At 71.9% G+C, this 17,140-nt stretch carries 18 protein-coding genes and 1 pseudogene; 12 read left to right on the plus strand and 7 right to left on the minus strand.

What is annotated here, in order from left to right; all coding sequences use genetic code 11:
• The first annotated feature begins 16 nt into the window (after positions 1-16).
• Positions 17-262, plus strand: a complete 246-nt coding sequence (locus AB1046_RS01655; RefSeq protein WP_369372047.1) for an RNA-binding S4 domain-containing protein — start codon at positions 17-19, stop codon at positions 260-262.
• Between the two features lie 35 nt (positions 263-297).
• Here the strand turns inward: AB1046_RS01655 and AB1046_RS01660 are convergent, their stop codons facing one another.
• Positions 298-702 (minus strand): pyridoxamine 5'-phosphate oxidase family protein, encoded by a 405-nt coding sequence (locus AB1046_RS01660; protein WP_369372048.1) that lies wholly within the window; start codon positions 700-702, stop codon positions 298-300.
• Between the two features lie 135 nt (positions 703-837).
• Between AB1046_RS01660 and AB1046_RS01665 the strand changes: the two genes are divergently transcribed.
• Entirely contained in the window at positions 838-2,148 is a 1,311-nt protein-coding gene (locus AB1046_RS01665) for a glycosyl hydrolase family 18 protein (RefSeq protein WP_369372049.1), read from the plus strand.
• A gap of 32 nt (positions 2,149-2,180) precedes the next feature.
• On the opposite strand, the gene AB1046_RS01670 is transcribed toward AB1046_RS01665, so the two are convergent.
• The 3 genes from AB1046_RS01670 to AB1046_RS01680 all read right to left on the minus strand — a co-directional run bounded on the left by AB1046_RS01670 (position 2,181) and on the right by AB1046_RS01680 (position 3,832).
• Positions 2,181-2,597, minus strand: a complete 417-nt coding sequence (locus tag AB1046_RS01670; protein WP_369372050.1) for a type II toxin-antitoxin system VapC family toxin — start codon at positions 2,595-2,597, stop codon at positions 2,181-2,183.
• Positions 2,594-2,893, minus strand: a complete 300-nt coding sequence (locus AB1046_RS01675) for a type II toxin-antitoxin system Phd/YefM family antitoxin (RefSeq protein WP_369372051.1) — start codon at positions 2,891-2,893, stop codon at positions 2,594-2,596. The genes AB1046_RS01670 and AB1046_RS01675 overlap by 4 nt, the downstream gene beginning before the upstream one ends.
• Positions 2,894-2,962: 69 nt before the next feature.
• Positions 2,963-3,832: an oxidoreductase gene (locus AB1046_RS01680; RefSeq protein WP_369372052.1), complete on the minus strand. Its 870-nt coding sequence runs from the start codon at positions 3,830-3,832 to the stop codon at positions 2,963-2,965.
• 102 nt (positions 3,833-3,934) lie between these two features.
• On the opposite strand from AB1046_RS01680, the pseudogene AB1046_RS01685 reads away from it, so the two are divergent.
• From AB1046_RS01685 to AB1046_RS01725, 9 genes and pseudogenes are all read left to right on the plus strand, one after another.
• A pseudogene (locus AB1046_RS01685) lies at positions 3,935-4,126 on the plus strand (helix-turn-helix domain-containing protein); the annotation flags it as partial.
• A 116-nt stretch (positions 4,127-4,242) separates the two neighbouring features.
• Entirely contained in the window at positions 4,243-4,821 is a 579-nt protein-coding gene (locus AB1046_RS01690; RefSeq protein ID WP_369372053.1) for a hypothetical protein, read from the plus strand.
• 67 nt (positions 4,822-4,888) lie between these two features.
• Positions 4,889-7,426, plus strand: a complete 2,538-nt coding sequence (locus AB1046_RS01695; RefSeq protein ID WP_369372054.1) for a RecQ family ATP-dependent DNA helicase — start codon at positions 4,889-4,891, stop codon at positions 7,424-7,426.
• Between the two features lie 70 nt (positions 7,427-7,496).
• Entirely contained in the window at positions 7,497-8,702 is a 1,206-nt protein-coding gene (locus AB1046_RS01700) for a histidinol-phosphate transaminase (protein WP_369375545.1), read from the plus strand.
• Positions 8,699-9,298: an imidazoleglycerol-phosphate dehydratase HisB gene (gene hisB, locus AB1046_RS01705; RefSeq protein WP_369372055.1), complete on the plus strand. Its 600-nt coding sequence runs from the start codon at positions 8,699-8,701 to the stop codon at positions 9,296-9,298. Before AB1046_RS01700 ends, hisB begins: the two co-directional genes overlap by 4 nt.
• 5 nt (positions 9,299-9,303) lie before the next feature.
• Entirely contained in the window at positions 9,304-9,906 is a 603-nt protein-coding gene (locus tag AB1046_RS01710; RefSeq protein WP_369372056.1) for a hypothetical protein, read from the plus strand.
• Positions 9,907-9,908: 2 nt separating this feature from the next.
• Positions 9,909-10,553, plus strand: a complete 645-nt coding sequence (gene hisH, locus AB1046_RS01715) for an imidazole glycerol phosphate synthase subunit HisH (protein ID WP_369372057.1) — start codon at positions 9,909-9,911, stop codon at positions 10,551-10,553.
• Between the two features lie 38 nt (positions 10,554-10,591).
• Positions 10,592-11,374, plus strand: coding sequence for a bifunctional 1-(5-phosphoribosyl)-5-((5-phosphoribosylamino)methylideneamino)imidazole-4-carboxamide isomerase/phosphoribosylanthranilate isomerase PriA (priA, locus tag AB1046_RS01720; protein WP_369372058.1), 783 nt, complete (start codon positions 10,592-10,594; stop codon positions 11,372-11,374).
• Positions 11,371-12,099: an SseB family protein gene (locus tag AB1046_RS01725; RefSeq protein ID WP_369372059.1), complete on the plus strand. Its 729-nt coding sequence runs from the start codon at positions 11,371-11,373 to the stop codon at positions 12,097-12,099. Before priA ends, AB1046_RS01725 begins: the two co-directional genes overlap by 4 nt.
• Positions 12,100-12,196: 97 nt before the next feature.
• Here the strand turns inward: AB1046_RS01725 and AB1046_RS01730 are convergent, their stop codons facing one another.
• From AB1046_RS01730 to AB1046_RS01740, 3 genes are all read right to left on the minus strand, one after another.
• Positions 12,197-12,907, minus strand: coding sequence for a serine protease (locus tag AB1046_RS01730; protein ID WP_369375546.1), 711 nt, complete (start codon positions 12,905-12,907; stop codon positions 12,197-12,199).
• Between the two features lie 107 nt (positions 12,908-13,014).
• Entirely contained in the window at positions 13,015-13,563 is a 549-nt protein-coding gene (locus tag AB1046_RS01735) for a hypothetical protein (RefSeq protein ID WP_369372060.1), read from the minus strand.
• Positions 13,563-13,940, minus strand: coding sequence for a DUF1844 domain-containing protein (locus tag AB1046_RS01740; RefSeq protein ID WP_369372061.1), 378 nt, complete (start codon positions 13,938-13,940; stop codon positions 13,563-13,565). The genes AB1046_RS01735 and AB1046_RS01740 overlap by 1 nt, the downstream gene beginning before the upstream one ends.
• A 107-nt stretch (positions 13,941-14,047) precedes the next feature.
• On the opposite strand from AB1046_RS01740, the gene AB1046_RS01745 reads away from it, so the two are divergent.
• Positions 14,048-17,107 carry an alpha-mannosidase gene (locus AB1046_RS01745; RefSeq protein ID WP_369372062.1) on the plus strand — a complete coding sequence of 1,020 codons (3,060 nt, stop codon included), beginning with the start codon at positions 14,048-14,050 and terminating at the stop codon, positions 17,105-17,107.
• Positions 17,108-17,140: the final 33 nt, after the last annotated feature.

The raw sequence follows: 17,140 nt of genomic DNA on the forward strand, positions 1-17,140 counted from the left end.
GGCGGGAGACAATGCTGTGGTGTCCAACTCTGAGTCTGCTTATGTTCCCGAGGTCCCGATCCGCGACGACGTCATCCGGCTCGGCCAGTTCCTCAAGCTCGCCGACCTCGCCGAGGACGGCGTCCAGGCCCGCGAGCTGATCACCGACGGCGAGGTGCGTGTCAACGGTGAGGTCGAGACCCGCCGCGGCAGGCAGCTCGTGCGTGGGGACGTGGTGAGCGTGGCGGTACCCAAGGGGGAGCTGGCGGCCCAGGTGGGCTGAGCCGCCGTCAGGACGCTACGTAGGTCCTACGTAGGTCAGGACGCCATGTAGGTCGACGCCATGACCCTGTCGATCGTCACGCGCAGCACCACCCGCTCCGGGTTCGGCTCCAGCGTGCGGTAGCGGCGCGCGTACCTCGCGACGGCGTCGGCGATCTCGGCCTCGTCCTCGCTGACGGCGATGGTGCCCTCCAGCGTGATCCACCGACCGCCCGCCACCTGGCAGAGGGCGGCGCGCGGGGCTCCGCCGTCGGGCAGGGGAGCGGCGTGCCGGGCCTTGAACGACGTGCGGTTGGTGGTGGTCCGCGCCACCCCGGCGTCGGCGTCCCAGGTGAAGGCGACCGGGACCACGTGCGGCGTCCCGTCGGGGCGCAGGGTGGTGAGGGTGGCGAGGTGGCGCTCGGTGACGAAGACGAGCTGCTCGGGGTTCAGGCGGATCACTGGGCGAGTCTAGGTCGCGGTCTCGCAGGAGTGTGGTTATCCCTCATGTCGCCCGCTTTGCCCGCTTGCTAGCGTCCTGAACAAATTACTGGACGCGTCCGGCGCCCGGTGAGGTACACGAACCGAGGTGGTCCCGTGAGAACCCGTCGTTCTTCCCTCTTCGCGGCCGCGGTGCTCGCCGCCGCGCTCGTCACGGGCGCCGCCGTCGTCCCAGGGCTCGTCGCCCCGGCCGCCGCCGCTGCCTGCACCGGTCCCACCTGGACCGAAGGCCCTACCTACACGGCCGGCACCAAGGTCACCTACAGCGGGCACACCTACACCGCGCTGGTGACGCACACCGCGCACCCCGGCGCGGGCTGGACGCCCAGCTCCACCCCGAGCCTCTGGTCCGACGACGGCGCGTGCACCCCGGGCACCGACCCCGATCCCGACCCCACTGACCCCGATCCCGACCCGACGGACCCGACCCCGGACCCCGAGCCGACGCCCACGGACTGCAGCCAGCGACCACGCCCGTCGGGCAAGGTGCTGCAGGGGTACTGGGAGAACTGGGACGGCGCGAGCAACGGCGTGCACCCGGGCATGGGCTGGATCCCGATCACCGACTCGCGGATCACCCAGCACGGGTACAACGTGGCGACCCTCGCGTTCCCCGTCATCCTGTCCGACGGCACGGTCAAGTGGGAGGACGGCATGGACTCCGGTGTCCGGGTCCCGACACCCGCCGAGATGTGCGCCGCGAAGGAGAGCGGCCTGACCATCCTGATGTCCATCGGCGGCGCCACCGCGGGGATCGACCTGTCCTCGCAGGCCGTGGCGGACCGGTTCGTCGCGACGATCGTGCCCATCCTGCGCGCGTACAACTTCGACGGGATAGACATCGACATCGAGACGGGCCTGACGGGCAGCGGCTCGATCACGCAGCTCTCGACGTCGCAGGCCAACCTGATGCGGATCATCGACGGCGTGCTCGCGGGGATGCCCGCCGGGTTCGGCCTGACGATGGCCCCCGAGACCGCCTACGTGACCGGCGGCAGCGTCGTCTACGGCTCGATCTGGGGCTCCTACCTGCCGATCATCAAGAAGTACGCCGACAACGGCCGCCTCTGGTGGCTCAACATGCAGTACTACAACGGGTCGATGTACGACTGCTCGGGCAACTCCTACGCGGCCGGGACCGTGGCCGGCTTCCAGGCGCAGACGAACTGCCTCAACACCGGGCTCGTCATCCAGGGCACCACAATCCGGGTGCCCTACGACAAGCAGGTGCCTGGGCTACCCGCCCAGACGGGCGCCGGCGGTGGGTACATGACGCCGTCGCTGGTCTCGCAGGCGTACGGGTCCTACAACGGGGCGCTCAAGGGCCTGATGACCTGGTCCATCAACTGGGACGGGTCAAGGGGCTGGACGTTCGGCGACAACGTAAGGGCGCTGCAGGGGCGGTAGGGGTGGCGTCGAGACCGCGGGGAGGGCTGACCTCAGCCCTCCCCAGGGTCCCCTGGGCTGACGACGGGCAGACCGAGGTGGTCTGCGGCACGGACCATCTGCTTGTCGTACGTGACAACCGCGACCAGGTCCTCGCCGAGCGCGGCCGCTGTCGCGACATGAATGGCGTCAAGCGACCTGATGTGGATGTCGATGGCTGCCGCATCGCCGACAACCCGGCGGCTGATCTGGCGCCTCGCGACCGGGCCCAGGACTGGGGCGACGTGTTCGGCATGGTCCAGGCCCTCGCGGACAGCGAACCGGGCGAGCTCGATGTCCAGGAGAACTGACGAAGTAATGGCGATACCGTCACCCGTGCTGCTGACCAGGTAGTCGACCAGAGCGTTCGAGTGTTCCTCGCGGCGGACCTGCTTGAGCGCGGCCGACGTATCGAGGTAGAGCGCCTTCACAGGCGGTCTTCGCGCAGCTCGTCGAGCACCTCGGCCGTCGGCCTGTGCGAGCCGACGTCGATCGACGGTACGTGAATCTGCGTGGTGACCGGCAGCTCGTACTCGCCCTCGGCGACGAGCCGATCGAACGGGCTCATGTGGATCGGCACGATCCGCGCGATCGGGTGGCCGTGATCGGTGACCATGACGCTGTCGCCGCCCCGGACGACGTCCAGAACACGCCGGGTGTGCTGGTTCAGTTCGCGGACGCCAACGACAGACTCGTCAGGCCGCTGCGAAATCGGTTCGCTCGACATGGTCCCACGGTACGCCCCGATGTCTGACGCCGCACTACATGTCTGACATGGAGGTCAGGCCTCGAGGCGTCAGGCGCCGATCGAGTTCAGCATGGTGATCTCGTCGTCGGGCAGCGTGAGGCTGGCAGCCGCGACGTTCTCGCGCAGGTGCGCTACCGAAGACGTCCCCGGAATCAGCAGGATGTTCGGCGAATGCTGCAGCAGCCAGGCCTGGGCGACGGCGGCCGGAGTGCTCCCGATCCGCGTGGCCACGGCGGTCATCTTCGCCGACTGCAGCGGCGAGAAGCCGCCGAGCGGGAAGTACGGCACGTACGCGATGCCCTGGGCCGCCAGCGAGTCGACCAGCTCGTCGTCCTGCCGGTTGGCGATGTTGTAGAAGTTCTGCACGCACACGACCGGCGCGATCCACTGCGCTTCGGCCACCTGCTCCGCCGTGACAGTGCTAACGCCCAGGTGCCTGATCAGGCCCTCCTGCTGCAGCTCGGCGAGCGCGGTGAACGGCCGGGCGAGCGAGCCCGGTTCCGGGGCCTCGAGCCCGCCGACGCGCAGGTTCACGACGTCGAGGCGGTCGAGGCCGAGGTGCTCGAGGTTCTGCTCGACCTGACGGCGGAGCTGGTCGGGCTCTCGGGCGAACGGCCAGCCGCCCTCGGCGTCGCGTACCGCGCCCACCTTGGTGACGATGTGCAGGTCTTCGGGGTAGGGATGTAGGGCTTCGCGGATGATCTGGTTGGTGATGTGCGGGCCGTAGAAGTCGGCGGTGTCGATGTGGGTGACGCCGAGCGCGACGGCCTCGCGCAGGACGGCGACCGCCGCGTCGTGGTCGGCGGGCGGGCCGAAGACGCGGGGGCCTGCGAGCTGCATGGAGCCGTAGCCGACCCGAGTGAGGGTGAGGTCGTCGGCGAGCGGGTAGGTGCCGCCGGGCAGGATCTGTGTGGTCATGCCTCCAGGTTTCGCCGCGCCGCTGTCGACAGGTAGTATCCAGCGGATCCTAGGAGTGCGGGGACCAGGCGCCGTCAGGGCGTGCGGCCTACCGTGTTCGGTATGGGCGACAACCAGCTGGGTGAATACCTGCGGGCACGGCGCGAGCTAGTGCTGCCCGACGACGTGGGGCTTCGCTCCGCAGGTGTGCGCCGGGTGGCGGGACTGCGCCGCGAGGAGGTGGCGCTGCTCGCGGGGATCAGCTCCGACTACTACCTGCGGCTCGAACAAGGCCGGGACCGGAACCCGTCGGTGCAGGTCGTGGAGTCGCTGGCCCGCGTGCTGCTCCTAGACGAGCCTGCCACGCGGCACCTGCTCGGACTCGCGGTCCCGGCGGCGCGGCGACGTCGACGCGGCCGCGCCGTGAGGTGGTGCCCGACGGGACCCTGCGGCTGCTGGGCCGGGTTGGCATCCCGGCGTTCGTCGAGGGCCGGTACTTCGACGTGCTCGCGGGCAACGGGCTGGCAGGGGCGCTGTCGGCGAACCTTCGGCCGGGCCACAACCGGATCCGAGACCTCTTCCTCGACCCTGCCGAGCAGGCCATGTACCCGGAGTGGGGCGACCTCGCAGCGATGATCGTGGCCAGGCTGCGTGACGCGGTCGGCACCGACATCGACGACGAGCGCGTGACCCATCTCGTGGGGGAGCTGTCCGTCGCGTCCGAGCAGTTCCGCACCCTGTGGGCGCGACACGACGTGAACGTCGGCATCCCGCGAATGTCTCACCTGCTCCACCCGCAGGTGGGGGAGCTGGAGCTCGACATGGAGAAGCTCGCCATCGCGGGGACCGACCGGCAGATGCTCGTGCTGCTGCACGCGGACCCGGCGTCGCCGACCGGGGAACGGCTCGCGCTCCTGGCGTCGCTCGCGGCGTCTGTCCCGGTGGCTCCGGACGAGCGAGGAGCGATCGCCGACGACGGCGCGGCGACCGAGCGTGCCGACGCGACCTAGAGGCTCGCGGCCTGGATCTGTGGATAACCCGCTCGCGGTGTCGGTGGGTGCTCCTAGGATCGATGACGTGACCAAGGACCCCTTCGCAGACCTCCCCTTCCAGATGGAGGAGCCACCGGACGACGCAGCGCTCCTGTTCGACGTCGGTGATGCCGCGCCGCCGCCGTCCCTGCGGAACGCGCCCGAGGACCAGGCGGCCAAGCTGCGGATGCTGCGGGGCCTGCTCGACGAGGAGGTCGCGACGCGGGAACCCGCGCCGGTGCCGAAGCAGGTTCCGGCACAGGAAGTCGTCCAGGAGGTCGAGCAGGAGTCGACGCCGCAAGAGCCGGTGGCTGGGGAGACGGCTCCCGAGCCGCCTGCCCGCGCGGTCCCCGCCGCAGCCCCCGGAGACTCGCTGCGTGCTGAGGCCGAGGCCGCGCTGCGCCAGCTCGTGGGCCGGGACGACGCGCGGCTGCGCGACGACCAGTGGACCGCGATCGAGGCGCTCGCGGCGTTCCACCGCCGGGCGCTCGTGGTGCAGCGCACCGGGTGGGGCAAGTCGGCCGTGTACTTCGTGGCCACCAGGCTGCTGCGGGCCCGCGGCGCGGGGCCGACGGTGATCGTGTCGCCGCTGCTGGCGCTCATGCGGGACCAGATCGCGGCGGCCGCGCGCGCCGGGATCCGCGCGGTGACCATCAACTCGGCCAACATGACCGAGTGGGACGAGGTGCACGCGTCGATCGCGCGCGGCGAGGTGGACGTCCTGCTGTGCTCCCCGGAGCGACTGAACAACCCGGGCTTCCGCGACGAGGTGCTGCCGCGCCTCGCGGCCGACGCCGGGCTCGTGGTCATCGACGAGGCGCACTGCATCTCGGACTGGGGGCACGACTTCCGTCCCGACTACCGGCGCATCCGCACGCTCCTGGCCGACCTGCCGGCGGGCATCCCCGTGCTCGCCACGACGGCCACGGCGAACGAGCGGGTCACGCAGGACGTCGCCGAGCAGCTCGCCGTGCACGGGGAGGGCGCCGACGCCGAGGAGGTGCTGGTGCTGCGCGGCGGGCTGGACCGCGAGTCGCTGTACCTGGCCGTCCTGGAGCTCGGCGACCAGCCCACCCGCGTGGCGTGGCTCGCCGAGGCGCTCCAGGACATCGACGGCTCGGGCATCGTCTACTGCCTCACGGTGTCGGCCGCGGAGCAGGTGGCGGAGCAGCTGCGTGGGTATGGCCTCGCGGTGGCGTCGTACACCGGCCGGACGGAGCCCACCCAGCGCGAGCAGCTGGAGGCGGACCTGAAGAACAACGACGTCAAGGCGCTGGTCGCGACGTCCGCCCTGGGGATGGGCTTCGACAAGCCGGACCTGGCGTTCGTGGTGCACCTGGGCGCGCCGTCCTCGCCCATCGCGTACTACCAGCAGGTGGGTCGAGCCGGCCGTGGGGTGGACCAGGCCCTGGTGGTGCTGCTCCCGGGTCAGGAGGACAAGGCGATCTGGGACTGGTTCGGCGAGCAGGCCTTTCCCGCCGAGGGGCAGGTGCGGGTCACGCTCGACGCCCTGGCCGGCGGCGGCACCATGTCGACCGCCGCGCTGGAGACGCAGGTGGACCTGCGTCGTAACCGCCTGGAGACCATGCTCAAGGTGCTCGACGTCGACGGCGCGGTCCGGCGGGTGCGCGGCGGCTGGGAGGCAACGGGGCAGCAGTGGTCGTACGACGCCGAGCGTTACGCCCGGGTCGCTGCCACCCGGAGCGCCGAGCAGCAGGCGATGGTCGACTACGTGAACACCCAGGGCTGCCGCATGGCGTACCTGCGGGCCCAGCTCGACGACCCGGACCTGCAGGCGGGCTGGCAGTGCGGCCGCTGCGACAGGTGCGGCGTCATGGAGCTCCCGGAGGCGCCCGACGTCGAGGCGGTCGCCGCGGCACGCGCCGAGATGGACCGCCCGGGCGTCGAGGTCGAGACCCGCAAGATGTGGCCCACCGGCCTTGCCTCCATCGGGCTGGACCTCAAGGGCAAGATCGCACCCGCCGAGCTGGCCGAGACGGGGCGCGCCGTCGCCCGGCTCGACGGACTCGGCTGGTCCGGCCCGCTGCGTGACCTGCTCGCGCCCGGCGCGGCCGACGGAGAGCTGCCCGTGCCGCTGCGCCGGGCCGCCGCGCGTGTGCTGGACGAGTGGAGCGCGCTCCACCCGGCCGACGATCCCGCGGAAGACGGCGCGACCGGCGACAGCGAGACCGGCGAGGCCGAGCCTGCGGGAGCCGCTGAGCCCGGCCCGCTCGTGATCGAGGCCGTCGTCGCGGTGCGGTCGATCAAGCGGCCCCAGCTCTCCTACCACCTGGCCACGGGCCTGGCGAAATACCTGGGTGTGCCGATGATCGGTGCCATCGGGCCGGTCGCGGGGCAGGAGGAGCCCGGTCGGCACGACCTGAACTCAGCCATGCGGCTGGCGGGTGTGGCCCGGCGCCTGCAGCTGCAGCTCGGCGAGGGCGCGCTCCGCGGGTTGCCGGGCCGGTCCGTCCTGCTGGTGGACGACTACACCGACTCGGGCTGGACCCTCACGGTCGCCTCCCGGCTGCTGCGCCAGGCCGGCGCAGCGGCGGTCTACCCGTTCGTGCTGGGCGTGCGGTGACCAGGCCCACTCGCCCGGTGGGCGGACCGATGCCGGGTCAGCGCTCCGCGGTTCGTAGACTGGACCGGTGATGACTCACGCCGTCGACCAGCACAGCGCTCCGGCGCGCCCGGTGCGGCTGCCGCTGCGCCCCGAGCTGGCGGGCGAGAAGCCGTACGGGGCGCCGCAGCTCGACGTACCGGTGCTCCTGAACGTCAACGAGAACCCGTACCCGCCCAGCGAGGACGTCGTCGCCACCATCGCCGAGGAGGTGGCCCGCGCCGCCCGCGGTATGAACCGCTACCCGGACCGCGATGCCACGGCGCTGCGGCGGGACCTGGCGGACTACCTCACGCTCGAGACCGGGGTCAGCCTGGAGCACCTCGACGTCTGGGCGGCGAACGGGTCCAACGAGGTCATGCTGCACGTGCTGCAGGCCTTCGGCGGTCCCGATCGCACGGCCCTGTCGTTCGCGCCGACGTACTCGATGTACCCGGAGTATGCGCGGGACACCCACACGGCCTGGGTGGTCGGCCGGCGGGAGGACGACTTCACGCTGGACCCGGCCTACGCCGCCGAGACCATCCGTCAGGTGCGCCCGTCGGTGATCCTGCTGGCCAGCCCGAACAACCCGACCGGCACGGCGCTGCCGACGGCCACGATCGAGGCGGTCTGCGCGGCCGCGCTCAGCGTCGACCTCGACGGTGCGCGTCCCGTCGTCGTCGTCGACGAGGCGTATGCGGAGTTCCGGCGCCCGGGCACGCCGTCGGCCGTCGCCCTGCTGGCGACCTACCCGAACCTGGCAGTCACGCGCACCATGTCCAAGGCGTTCGCCGCGGCCGGTGCCCGGCTCGGTTACCTGGCCGCGTCGACCGAGTTCGTGGACGCGCTGCGGATCGTGCGGCTGCCGTACCACCTGAGTGCCATCACGCAGGCCGCGGCAACCGCTGCGCTCCGGCACCGCGAGTCCCTCATGGCGCAGGTCGCCACGCTGCGCGCCGAGCGCGACGCCGCGGTGGCCTGGCTGCGTGCGCAGCGGCACCCGGACGGGAGAGCGTTCGACGTCGCGGACACCGACGCCAACTTCGTGCTGTTCGGCACGTTCGGCGATCGGCACGCCGTCTGGCAGGGTCTGCTGGACCGCGGGGTCCTGATCCGCGAGACCGGCCCGGACGGCTGGCTGCGGGTGTCGATCGGCACGTCCGCCGAGATGGCCGCGTTCCGCGCGGCGCTCACCGAGGTATTGCAGGAGCAGGAACACGAGCAGGGATCCGAGCAGGGAGAGGAGCGGGCATGAGCAGGACAGCACGCGTGGAGCGCGCCACCTCCGAGTCAAAGGTGCTGGTCGAGCTCGACCTCGACGGCACCGGGCGCACCGACATCAGCACAAGCGTCCCGTTCTACGACCACATGCTCACCGCGCTCGGCAAGCACTCGCTGATCGACCTCACCGTGCACGCGACCGGTGACACGCACATCGATGTCCACCACACCGTGGAGGACGTCGCCATCAGTATCGGTGAGGCGCTGCGGGAGGCGCTCGGCGACAAGGCCGGCATCTCGCGGTTCGGCGACGCTCTCGTACCGCTCGACGAGGCGCTCGCGCAGGCCGTCGTAGACGTGTCGGGGCGGCCCTACCTGGTGCACGAGGGCGAACCGGCGGGCCAGGAGTACCACCTCATCGGCGGCCACTTCACGGGGTCGCTGACGCGGCACGTGCTCGAGTCGATAGCGCACCACGCGGGCATCTGCCTGCACGTGCGGGTGCTCGCCGGCCGCGACCCGCACCACATCGTCGAAGCTCAGTTCAAGGCCCTGGCGCGCGCGCTGCGGGCCGCCGTCGCCATCGACCCCCGGGTCGACGGCATCCCGTCCACGAAGGGTGCGCTCTAGCAGCCATGTCCGACAGCCCCAGGCCCGAGAACGACGGGTTCAACAGCAGCACGCCCCCCGGCGACGACCTGCCCGACTTCGATTTCGACAGCCTCGAGATCCCGGACGACCTGTCGTCCCTGACCGGCGGCGGCCAGCCGGAGTTCGCGGCGCTCATCACGCAGATCGCCGGCGCGGTCCCGCTCGCGGCGGCCAGCTCGCTGGCGCAGCTCGACCTGGACGCGGTGCCTACCCCGGTCGGCGCCGTCGGCGTCCTGAAGGACCTCGCGGGGGACGCGCCCGATCAGGCCGCGGCTGCGATCTCCCAGCTCGTGCGAGGCGTCCCGCTCGTCCTGATCACCCGCACGGGCGAGCAGATGACGGCGGTCCGGTTCGCCGACGGAGTCCGCGGCGACGAGCTGGCCCCGGGCCTCGTGCTCGGCGGTGCACCCGAGTCGGTCGTCGACCTGCTGACGGGCGCCACGTCCGTGGCCGACCTCGACGGAGTGGTCGCGTCGACGTCGATCAGCAAGTTCAAGGCGATGCGGATGCTGACCTCCGCGGCGCGCAAGGCACGCAAGAGCCTCGGCAAGGGCGAGCCGGGTCCGGACAGCGCGGACGGGGCCTGAGCGTGGGCGAACGCGTCGTCGTCCTGGACTACGGCTTCGGCAACGTCCGGTCCGCCGTCCGCTCGCTCGAACGGGTAGGTGCCGAGGTGACGCTGACCGCCGACCGGTCCGCAGCACAGGAGGCGGACGGTCTTGTGGTGCCCGGCGTCGGCGCGTTCGCCGCGTGCATGGCGGGCCTCCGGGCTGTCCGCGGGGACGAGATCGTCGGTCGGCGGCTGGCCGGCAACCGCCCGGTCCTCGGCATCTGCGTGGGCATGCAGGTCATGTTCGACGCCGGGGTGGAGCACGGCGAGCGCGCGGACGGCATCGGCGAGTGGCCCGGCGTCGTCGAGCGGCTGCAGGCCGACGTCGTGCCGCACATGGGCTGGTCGCCGGTCGAGGTGCCGGAGGATTCGGCCCTCTTCAAGGGGATCGCCGACGAGCGGTTCTACTTCGTGCACTCCTACGCCGCCCAGACATTCACCAAGGGCCACGACGAGAACGCGGTCGGGTTCTTCAGGCCCCCGAAGGTCACCTGGGCCGACCACGGCGGCCGGTTCGTCGCCGCCGTGGAGGACGGACCCCTGGCGGCGACCCAGTTCCACCCGGAAAAGTCCGGTGACGCGGGAGCCCACCTCCTGGAGAACTGGCTCCGCTCGCTCGGCTGACCAGGCAACACCCCGACACAAAGCAAACTTGGAGAGACATGACCGCACGGCTCGTGCTCCTGCCCGCCGTCGACGTCGCCGACGGCCAGGCCGTCCGCCTCGTACAGGGCGAGGCCGGCTCGGAGACCTCGTACGGCGACCCGCTGACGGCGGCCCTGGACTGGCAGTCCGGCGGCGCCGAGTGGGTCCACCTCGTGGACCTGGACGCGGCCTTCGGCCGCGGGTCCAACGCGGAGCTGCTCGCCCGGGTGGTCGGTGAGCTGGACGTGCAGGTCGAGCTGTCGGGCGGCATCCGCGACGACGAGTCGCTGGAACGTGCGCTCGCCACCGGCGCGCGACGGGTCAACCTGGGCACCGCCGCGCTGGAGGACCCGGCCTGGACGGCCAAGGTCATCGGCGAGCACGGGGACCGCGTGGCCGTCGGGCTCGACGTGCGCGGCACCACGCTCGCGGCGCGCGGCTGGACCAGGGAGGGCGGGGACCTCTGGGAGGTGCTCGCCCGCCTCGACGAGGCAGGCTGCGCCCGCTACGTCGTCACCGACGTGACCAAGGACGGCACGCTGCGCGGCCCCAACCTGGAACTGCTGTCCGACGTCGCCGCGCGCACCCCCGCGCACGTCGTCGCCTCCGGCGGCATCTCCTCGCTCGACGACCTGCGTGCCCTGCGCGCGCTGCGCTCCCCGGACGGGCGCCCCATCGAGGGCGCGGTGGTCGGCAAGGCGCTGTACGCGGGCGCGTTCACGCTCCCCGAGGCGCTCGACGTCGCCGGTCGCCCCGGCGACGGTGTCGCTGGGTCCGCGGGCGACGGTGTCGCCGAGTGAAGTCGATCCAGCCCTCCAGCCAGTTCGCGGGCGACGACGGCTCGGCCGACGCCGAGCTGACGCGGCTGCTGTCCGGCTATACGACGGGCACGGTCCCGCTGCGCGACGTCGTCGCACGGCTGGCCGAGACCCGGGTGCTGGTGCCGGTCCTGGCCGAGGTCGGCGCCGTCGAGCAGGACCCGGACGGGCTCACGGTGGACAAGGAGGCATCCTCCGGGATCGTCGCCCTGGAGGCGCCGGACGGCCGCCGGGCCCTGCCCGTCTTCACGTCCGTCGCCACCATGCAGGCGTGGCGAGCCGACGCACGGCCGGTGCCGGTCGAGGCGACGCGCGCGGCGCTGTCCGCGGTGAACGAGAACTGGGCGCTGGTAGTGGTGGACCCCGCGGGGCCCGCGACGGCGCTCGTCCCGCGGCCTGCCGTCTGGGCGCTGGCGCAGGGCAAGCCGTGGCAGCCGGCCCTGGTGCCGCACGAGGACGGGCTGGCCGTGGATCCGGAGGTCGCCTCAGAGGTCGCGGTCGCAGCCGCCCCCGTCCAGCACGTGGTGCGGGCGCACGCCGAGCCGGGCCGCAAGGCGGAGGTCGCGGTGGTGCTCGCGCTGGACCCCGGGCTGGATCGTGCCGGGCTCGACAGGGTGCTCGCCCAGGTCAACGCCCGGCTGGCGGCGTCAGAGGTGATCTCGGCGCGAGTGGACTCGCTGGAGCTCCGCATCGGCGCGGCCCGCTAGTCGAGAAAGCGCGAAGCCCGAGCGCCACAACCGTCCGGATGGGTCTCGGGCTCACTTCTCAGGGCTATTGCCCGTCGCATCTCGAAGGTTACCGCGCTCAGCAGCCCTGCGCCGGCGTGAACGCCGTGTCGTCGGCCAGCATCTCCTGCAGCGTCGAGAGGGGCACGAGCAGGCTGTTGTCGTCGGCAGTCTTCGCGTAGACGACGCCGATCACCCGCCCCCCGGCGTCCAGCGCCGCCGAACCGGACGACCCCGGCTCGACCGGCGCGTTCGTCAGCAGCACCTCGCCGAGGTTCGCGTTCAGGGGGTCCCGTGTGCTGCTCATGACTTCGCCCTGCGTCACGGTGAGCTCGCCGCCCTCGGGGTAACCCACCACGGTGACCGGGTCGCCGGGCTCCGGGTCGGCCTCCGCCAGCTCCGGGTACGACGGCAGGGGATCGGTGGTGCGGACGATGGCGAGGTCCGCGAGGGCCGCCGTCGCGGTGGCGCCGACGGTGATGTCGTGCCCGTCGTAGGTGCTGACCTCGAGGTCCCTGGACTCCGCGACGACGTGCCTGTTCGTGATCAGCGTGTGGTCGTCGACGGCGAAGCCGGAACCCGTCGACAGCTCCTCGCAGCCCACGTTGCGGATCCGTACGGCCATGCGCTCCACGGCGTCGAACCCGTCCGGGCTCAGTGAGGCGCTGCCGGCTGCGGGGGAGAGGTCAGCCGGTGTCGTCGGCACGATGTCGCTCGGCACCGGGTCGGGCATCGGCGGCAGCACGCCGCAACCGCCGAGCCCACCGGTCAGGACCAGCGCTCCGGCGATCGCGAGCGAGCCGAGCGCCCGCCCGGCCCGGCGCCGCGCCGTCGGCCCCAGAGCATTCGGCCCCAGAGCATTCGACCCCGAAGCATTCGGCCCCAGCCCCGTCGACCTCAAGGCTGCAGCTCCCGCTGCAGAGCCTCGTTGGCGTCCTCGGCGTCCGCGCACAGCGCGTTGACCTGGCGTTCGTAGCGGCTCAGGTCGGCGGGCTCGTACTGGTCGGCCTCCTTGAGGTAGCCCACGAGCTGCTCCTGACCCGACACGCACTGCCCCAGCGCGGAGGCCACGGTGGCCGCGGCGGCGCTGACCTGCGTCTGGTAGTCGAGGTACTGCTGAGAGACGACGTTCTCGTCGCCGAGCTGCGCCTTCTCGTTCGCGAGGTCCGTGATGCGCGACGTTGCCGCGGACAGCTGGTCCCGGGCAGCCTGCAGCTCGGTGTTGGCTCCTTCGAGCTGCATCCGCAGCGAGGCGACCTCGTCCGCGTACCCGTGCGCCTGCTCCTCCCAGTCGGAGGCGTTGCGCTGCCAGCGCACGGTGGTCACCCACAGGTAGGCGCCGACGGCGATCGTGGCGACCAGGAGGACGGCGAGCCAGCGGGAACCGCGACGCGGACCCGGTGCGTGCGCGGGCTCGGGCGCCGCCACGACGGGAGCCTCGGTCATCAGACGACGGAACCCGTGTACTTCTCGCCCGGTCCCTCGCCCGGCGCGTCGGGGACGACCGACGCCTCACGGAACGCGAGCTGGAGGCTGCGCAGGCCGTCCCGCAACGAGCGCGCGTGCTCGTTGCCGATGTCCGGCGAGCTCGCGACCACGAGCGCGGCCAGCGCGGTGATCAGCTTGCGCGCCTCGTCGAGGTCCTTCAGCTCCTCGGCGTCGTCGCCCTCGGCCAGCCCGCACTTCACCGCGGCGGCACTCATGAGGTGCACGGCGGCGGTCGTGATGACCTGGACGGCCGCGACCTCGGCGATATCGCGTACGGCCTGGTCAGCGCCTACCGGAGCGTCGATGCCGGTGGGGGTCTCATCGGTGGTGCTCATGGGCACCATCCTTTCATCCCCTCGGGGGTGCGGACAGCCACCCGGCCACCGGACCAGTCTGGGTTAGCCTGCGTGCGTTCAACGGTGAAACAGGGGAGGCTCTTTCGATGCACGACGACATCAAACTGACCACCGAGCGCGCGACACGAGTGCTGACCGAGCGGATCTGGCCCGCGGTGCACGGCACGTCAGTACCGCTCGACATCGAGTGGCATGCCCTGCCAGGGGAGCCGATCGCTCCCGCCGAAGGCCTTGCCCTCGCGATGGAGCCGTACGAGGTGGGCACCCCCTGGGGCCCGGCCTGGGGCACCACCTGGTTCCGGCTGACGGGCACGGTCCCCGCCGAATGGGCCGGGCGGACCGTCGAGGCGGTAGTAGACCTGGGCTTCGACGCGAGCATGCCCGGCTTCCAAGCCGAGGCACTGGTCTACCGGCCGGACGGCAGCCCGGTGAAGTCGATCAACCCGCCCAACCAGCACGTCCCGGTGGCCGACGTCGCAACCGGCGGCGAGCGCGTCGAGCTGTTCCTGGAGGCGGCGTCGAACCCCGTGCTCCTCGACTTCCCTGCCTTCCAGGTGACCCAGGAGGGTGACACCACCACCTCCTCCCCGCGCCCCCTGTACACGACCAAGCGCATGGACCTCGCGATCTTCGAGACCGAGGTGCACGACCTCGCCCTCGACGTCGAGGTGCTGCTCCAGCTGCAGGCCGAGCTGCCCACCGGCCCTCGCCGCATGCGGATCCTGCAGGCCCTCGACAACGCCCTCGACGTGCTCGACCTGCAGCGAATCCCCGAGACAGCCACTGCTGCCCGGGCGGCGCTCGCGGACGTGCTCGCCAGCCCGGCGGAGGCGAGCGCCCACGAGATCTCGGCGGTCGGCCACGCGCACATCGACTCGGCCTGGCTGTGGCCCGTGCGGGAGACGATCCGCAAGGTCGCGCGCACGACGTCGTCCATGACCGACCTCATCGACCGCACCGACGACTTCCTGTACGGCATGTCGTCCGCGCAGCAGTACGCGTGGGTCAAGGAGCACCGGCCCGAGGTGTGGACCAGGATCAAGGACGCGGTCGCCAAGGGCCGGTTCCTGCCGCTGGGCGGTATGTGGGTCGAGTCGGACACCGTGATGCCGTCCGGCGAGGCGCTCGCGCGCCAGTTCTCGCAGGGGCAGCGGTTCTTCGAGCGGGAGTTCGGGATCCGCAGCAAGGGCGTGTGGCTGCCGGACTCGTTCGGCTACTCGCCGGCCCTGCCGCAGCTTGTGCGCCGCGCCGGGTTCGACTGGTTCTTCACGCAGAAGATCTCCTGGAACCAGGTCAACAAGTTCCCGCACCACACGTTCTGGTGGGAGGGCATCGACGGTTCGCGCGTCCTGACGCACTTCCCGCCCATGGACACGTACAACTCGCAGCTCTCGGGCCAGGAGATCGCCAAGGCGACCGGCCAGTTCCGCGAGGCGCGGCACGCCACGGGCTCGATCGCACCCGTCGGCTTCGGCGACGGCGGCGGTGGTACCACCCGCGAGATGACCGGCAGGGCCCGGCGCCTGGCCGATCTTGAGGGCAGCGCGAAGGTCCGCTGGGAGCACCCGGACGCCTTCTTCGAGCGCGCTCGCGGAGAGCTCACCGCACACGCGACGAGTGACAGCGCTGTCTGGGTGGGCGAGCTCTACCTGGAGCTGCACCGCGCCACCCTGACGTCGCAGCACCAGACCAAGCAGGGCAACCGCCGCAACGAGCAGCTGCTGGTCGAGGCGGAGGCGTGGGCCGCGACGGCGTCGGCCCGCACGGGCGCCGACTACCCGTACGACGAGCTCGACGCGCTGTGGCAGCAGGTCCTGCTGCTGCAGTTCCACGACATCCTGCCGGGCACGTCCATCGCCTGGGTGCACCGTGAGTCGGTCGCGCAGCACGCGGCGATCACCGCCGGCGCGCAGGAGATCATCAACCGCTCCCTGCTCGCCCTGGTCGGCGAGGGCGACGTGGCGCTGCGCGCCAACCCGGCGGTGTTCGCCCAGTCGGGTGTCCCGGCACTCGGCGTGGCCGCGGCGGCGGCCCCGGCCGCGCCGTCGAGCACCCTGACCGAACTGCCCGACGGCGGCTACGTCCTGGCGAACGACCTGGTCCAGGTCACGCTGGACGGCGCGGGCCACGTGACGTCCGCGATCGACCTGGCCACCGGGCGGGACGCGGTGGCGCCGGGCCGTCAGGCCAACGTGCTGCAGCTGCACCAGGACTTCCCGAACCAGTGGGACGCCTGGGACGTGGACCGGTTCTACCGCAACTCGGTGACCGACCTGCGCGACGCCGAGAAGGTCACCGCCGCCGTGGACGACGGCGTGGCCGTCGTGACGGTGCACCGGCGGTTCTCGTCCTCCAGCCTCGACCAGACGATCACGCTCGCGCCGGGCAGCCGGACCCTTGAGGTCGCCATGGAGACCGACTGGCACGAGGCCGAGAAGTTCCTCAAGGTCGCGTTCCCGCTCGACGTGCGCGCCGAGCACGTCGCGGCGGAGACCCAGTTCGGGTTCCACAAGCGGGTCACGCACACCAACACGAGCTGGGAGGCCGCCAAGTTCGAGACCTCCATGCACCGCTGGGTGCTCGCCGAGGAGCCGGGCTTCGGCGTCGCTCTGGTCAACGACTCGGTCTACGGGTACGACGTGACCCGCGACGTGTCGGAGGCCGGGGTGGCACCGGCGTCGGGCGTGCCGGAGGTGACCACCACCGTGCGGCTGTCGCTGCTGCGGGCCCCGCGGTTCCCCGACCCGGAGACCGACCAGGGCTTGCAGACCCACCGCTACGGCCTGGTGGTCGGCGCGGACACCGCCGTGGCCACCGAGGCGGGCGCCACGTTCGGTGCGCGCCCGCGTGAGCTGCGCGGCGGGGCCGGCGTCACACCGCTGGTCAGCGTGGCCGGCGGCGTGACGCTGTCGGCGGTCAAGCTGGCCGACGACCGGTCGGGCGACCTCGTGGTGCGGGTCTACGAGGCGCAGGGCCGGCGCGCGTCGGGCACCGTCACGGTCGCGGCGCCGGTGGCCGGCGCCCGCACCGTGAGCCTGATCGAGGACACCATCGAGGCCCCGGCGCTCGCGCTGACGGCGGACGGCGCGGTAGCGGTCGACCTGACCCCGTTCGAGGTCCGCACCCTCCGCTTCACGTCGGCCTAGCTCGTCGTCCGTCCCGCCTGGCCCTTGACAGCA

This window comes from Promicromonospora sp. Populi (assembly GCF_041081105.1).
Classification (GTDB): Bacteria; Actinomycetota; Actinomycetes; order Actinomycetales; family Cellulomonadaceae; genus Promicromonospora.

Bases quoted from the DNA above. Each gene is read 5' to 3' on its own strand.
- AB1046_RS01675 (WP_369372051.1), bottom strand. From the start codon at position 2,893: ATGTCGAGCGAACCGATTTCGCAGCGGCCTGACGAGTCTGTCGTTGGC.
- AB1046_RS01680 (WP_369372052.1), bottom strand. From the start codon at position 3,832: ATGACCACACAGATCCTGCCCGGCGGCACCTACCCGCTCGCCGACGAC.
- AB1046_RS01700 (WP_369375545.1), top strand. From the start codon at position 7,497: ATGACTCACGCCGTCGACCAGCACAGCGCTCCGGCGCGCCCGGTGCGG.
- hisB (WP_369372055.1), top strand. From the start codon at position 8,699: ATGAGCAGGACAGCACGCGTGGAGCGCGCCACCTCCGAGTCAAAGGTG.
- AB1046_RS01710 (WP_369372056.1), top strand. From the start codon at position 9,304: ATGTCCGACAGCCCCAGGCCCGAGAACGACGGGTTCAACAGCAGCACG.
- priA (WP_369372058.1), top strand. From the start codon at position 10,592: ATGACCGCACGGCTCGTGCTCCTGCCCGCCGTCGACGTCGCCGACGGC.
- AB1046_RS01735 (WP_369372060.1), bottom strand. From the start codon at position 13,563: ATGACCGAGGCTCCCGTCGTGGCGGCGCCCGAGCCCGCGCACGCACCG.
- AB1046_RS01740 (WP_369372061.1), bottom strand. From the start codon at position 13,940: ATGAGCACCACCGATGAGACCCCCACCGGCATCGACGCTCCGGTAGGC.
- AB1046_RS01745 (WP_369372062.1), top strand. From the start codon at position 14,048: ATGCACGACGACATCAAACTGACCACCGAGCGCGCGACACGAGTGCTG.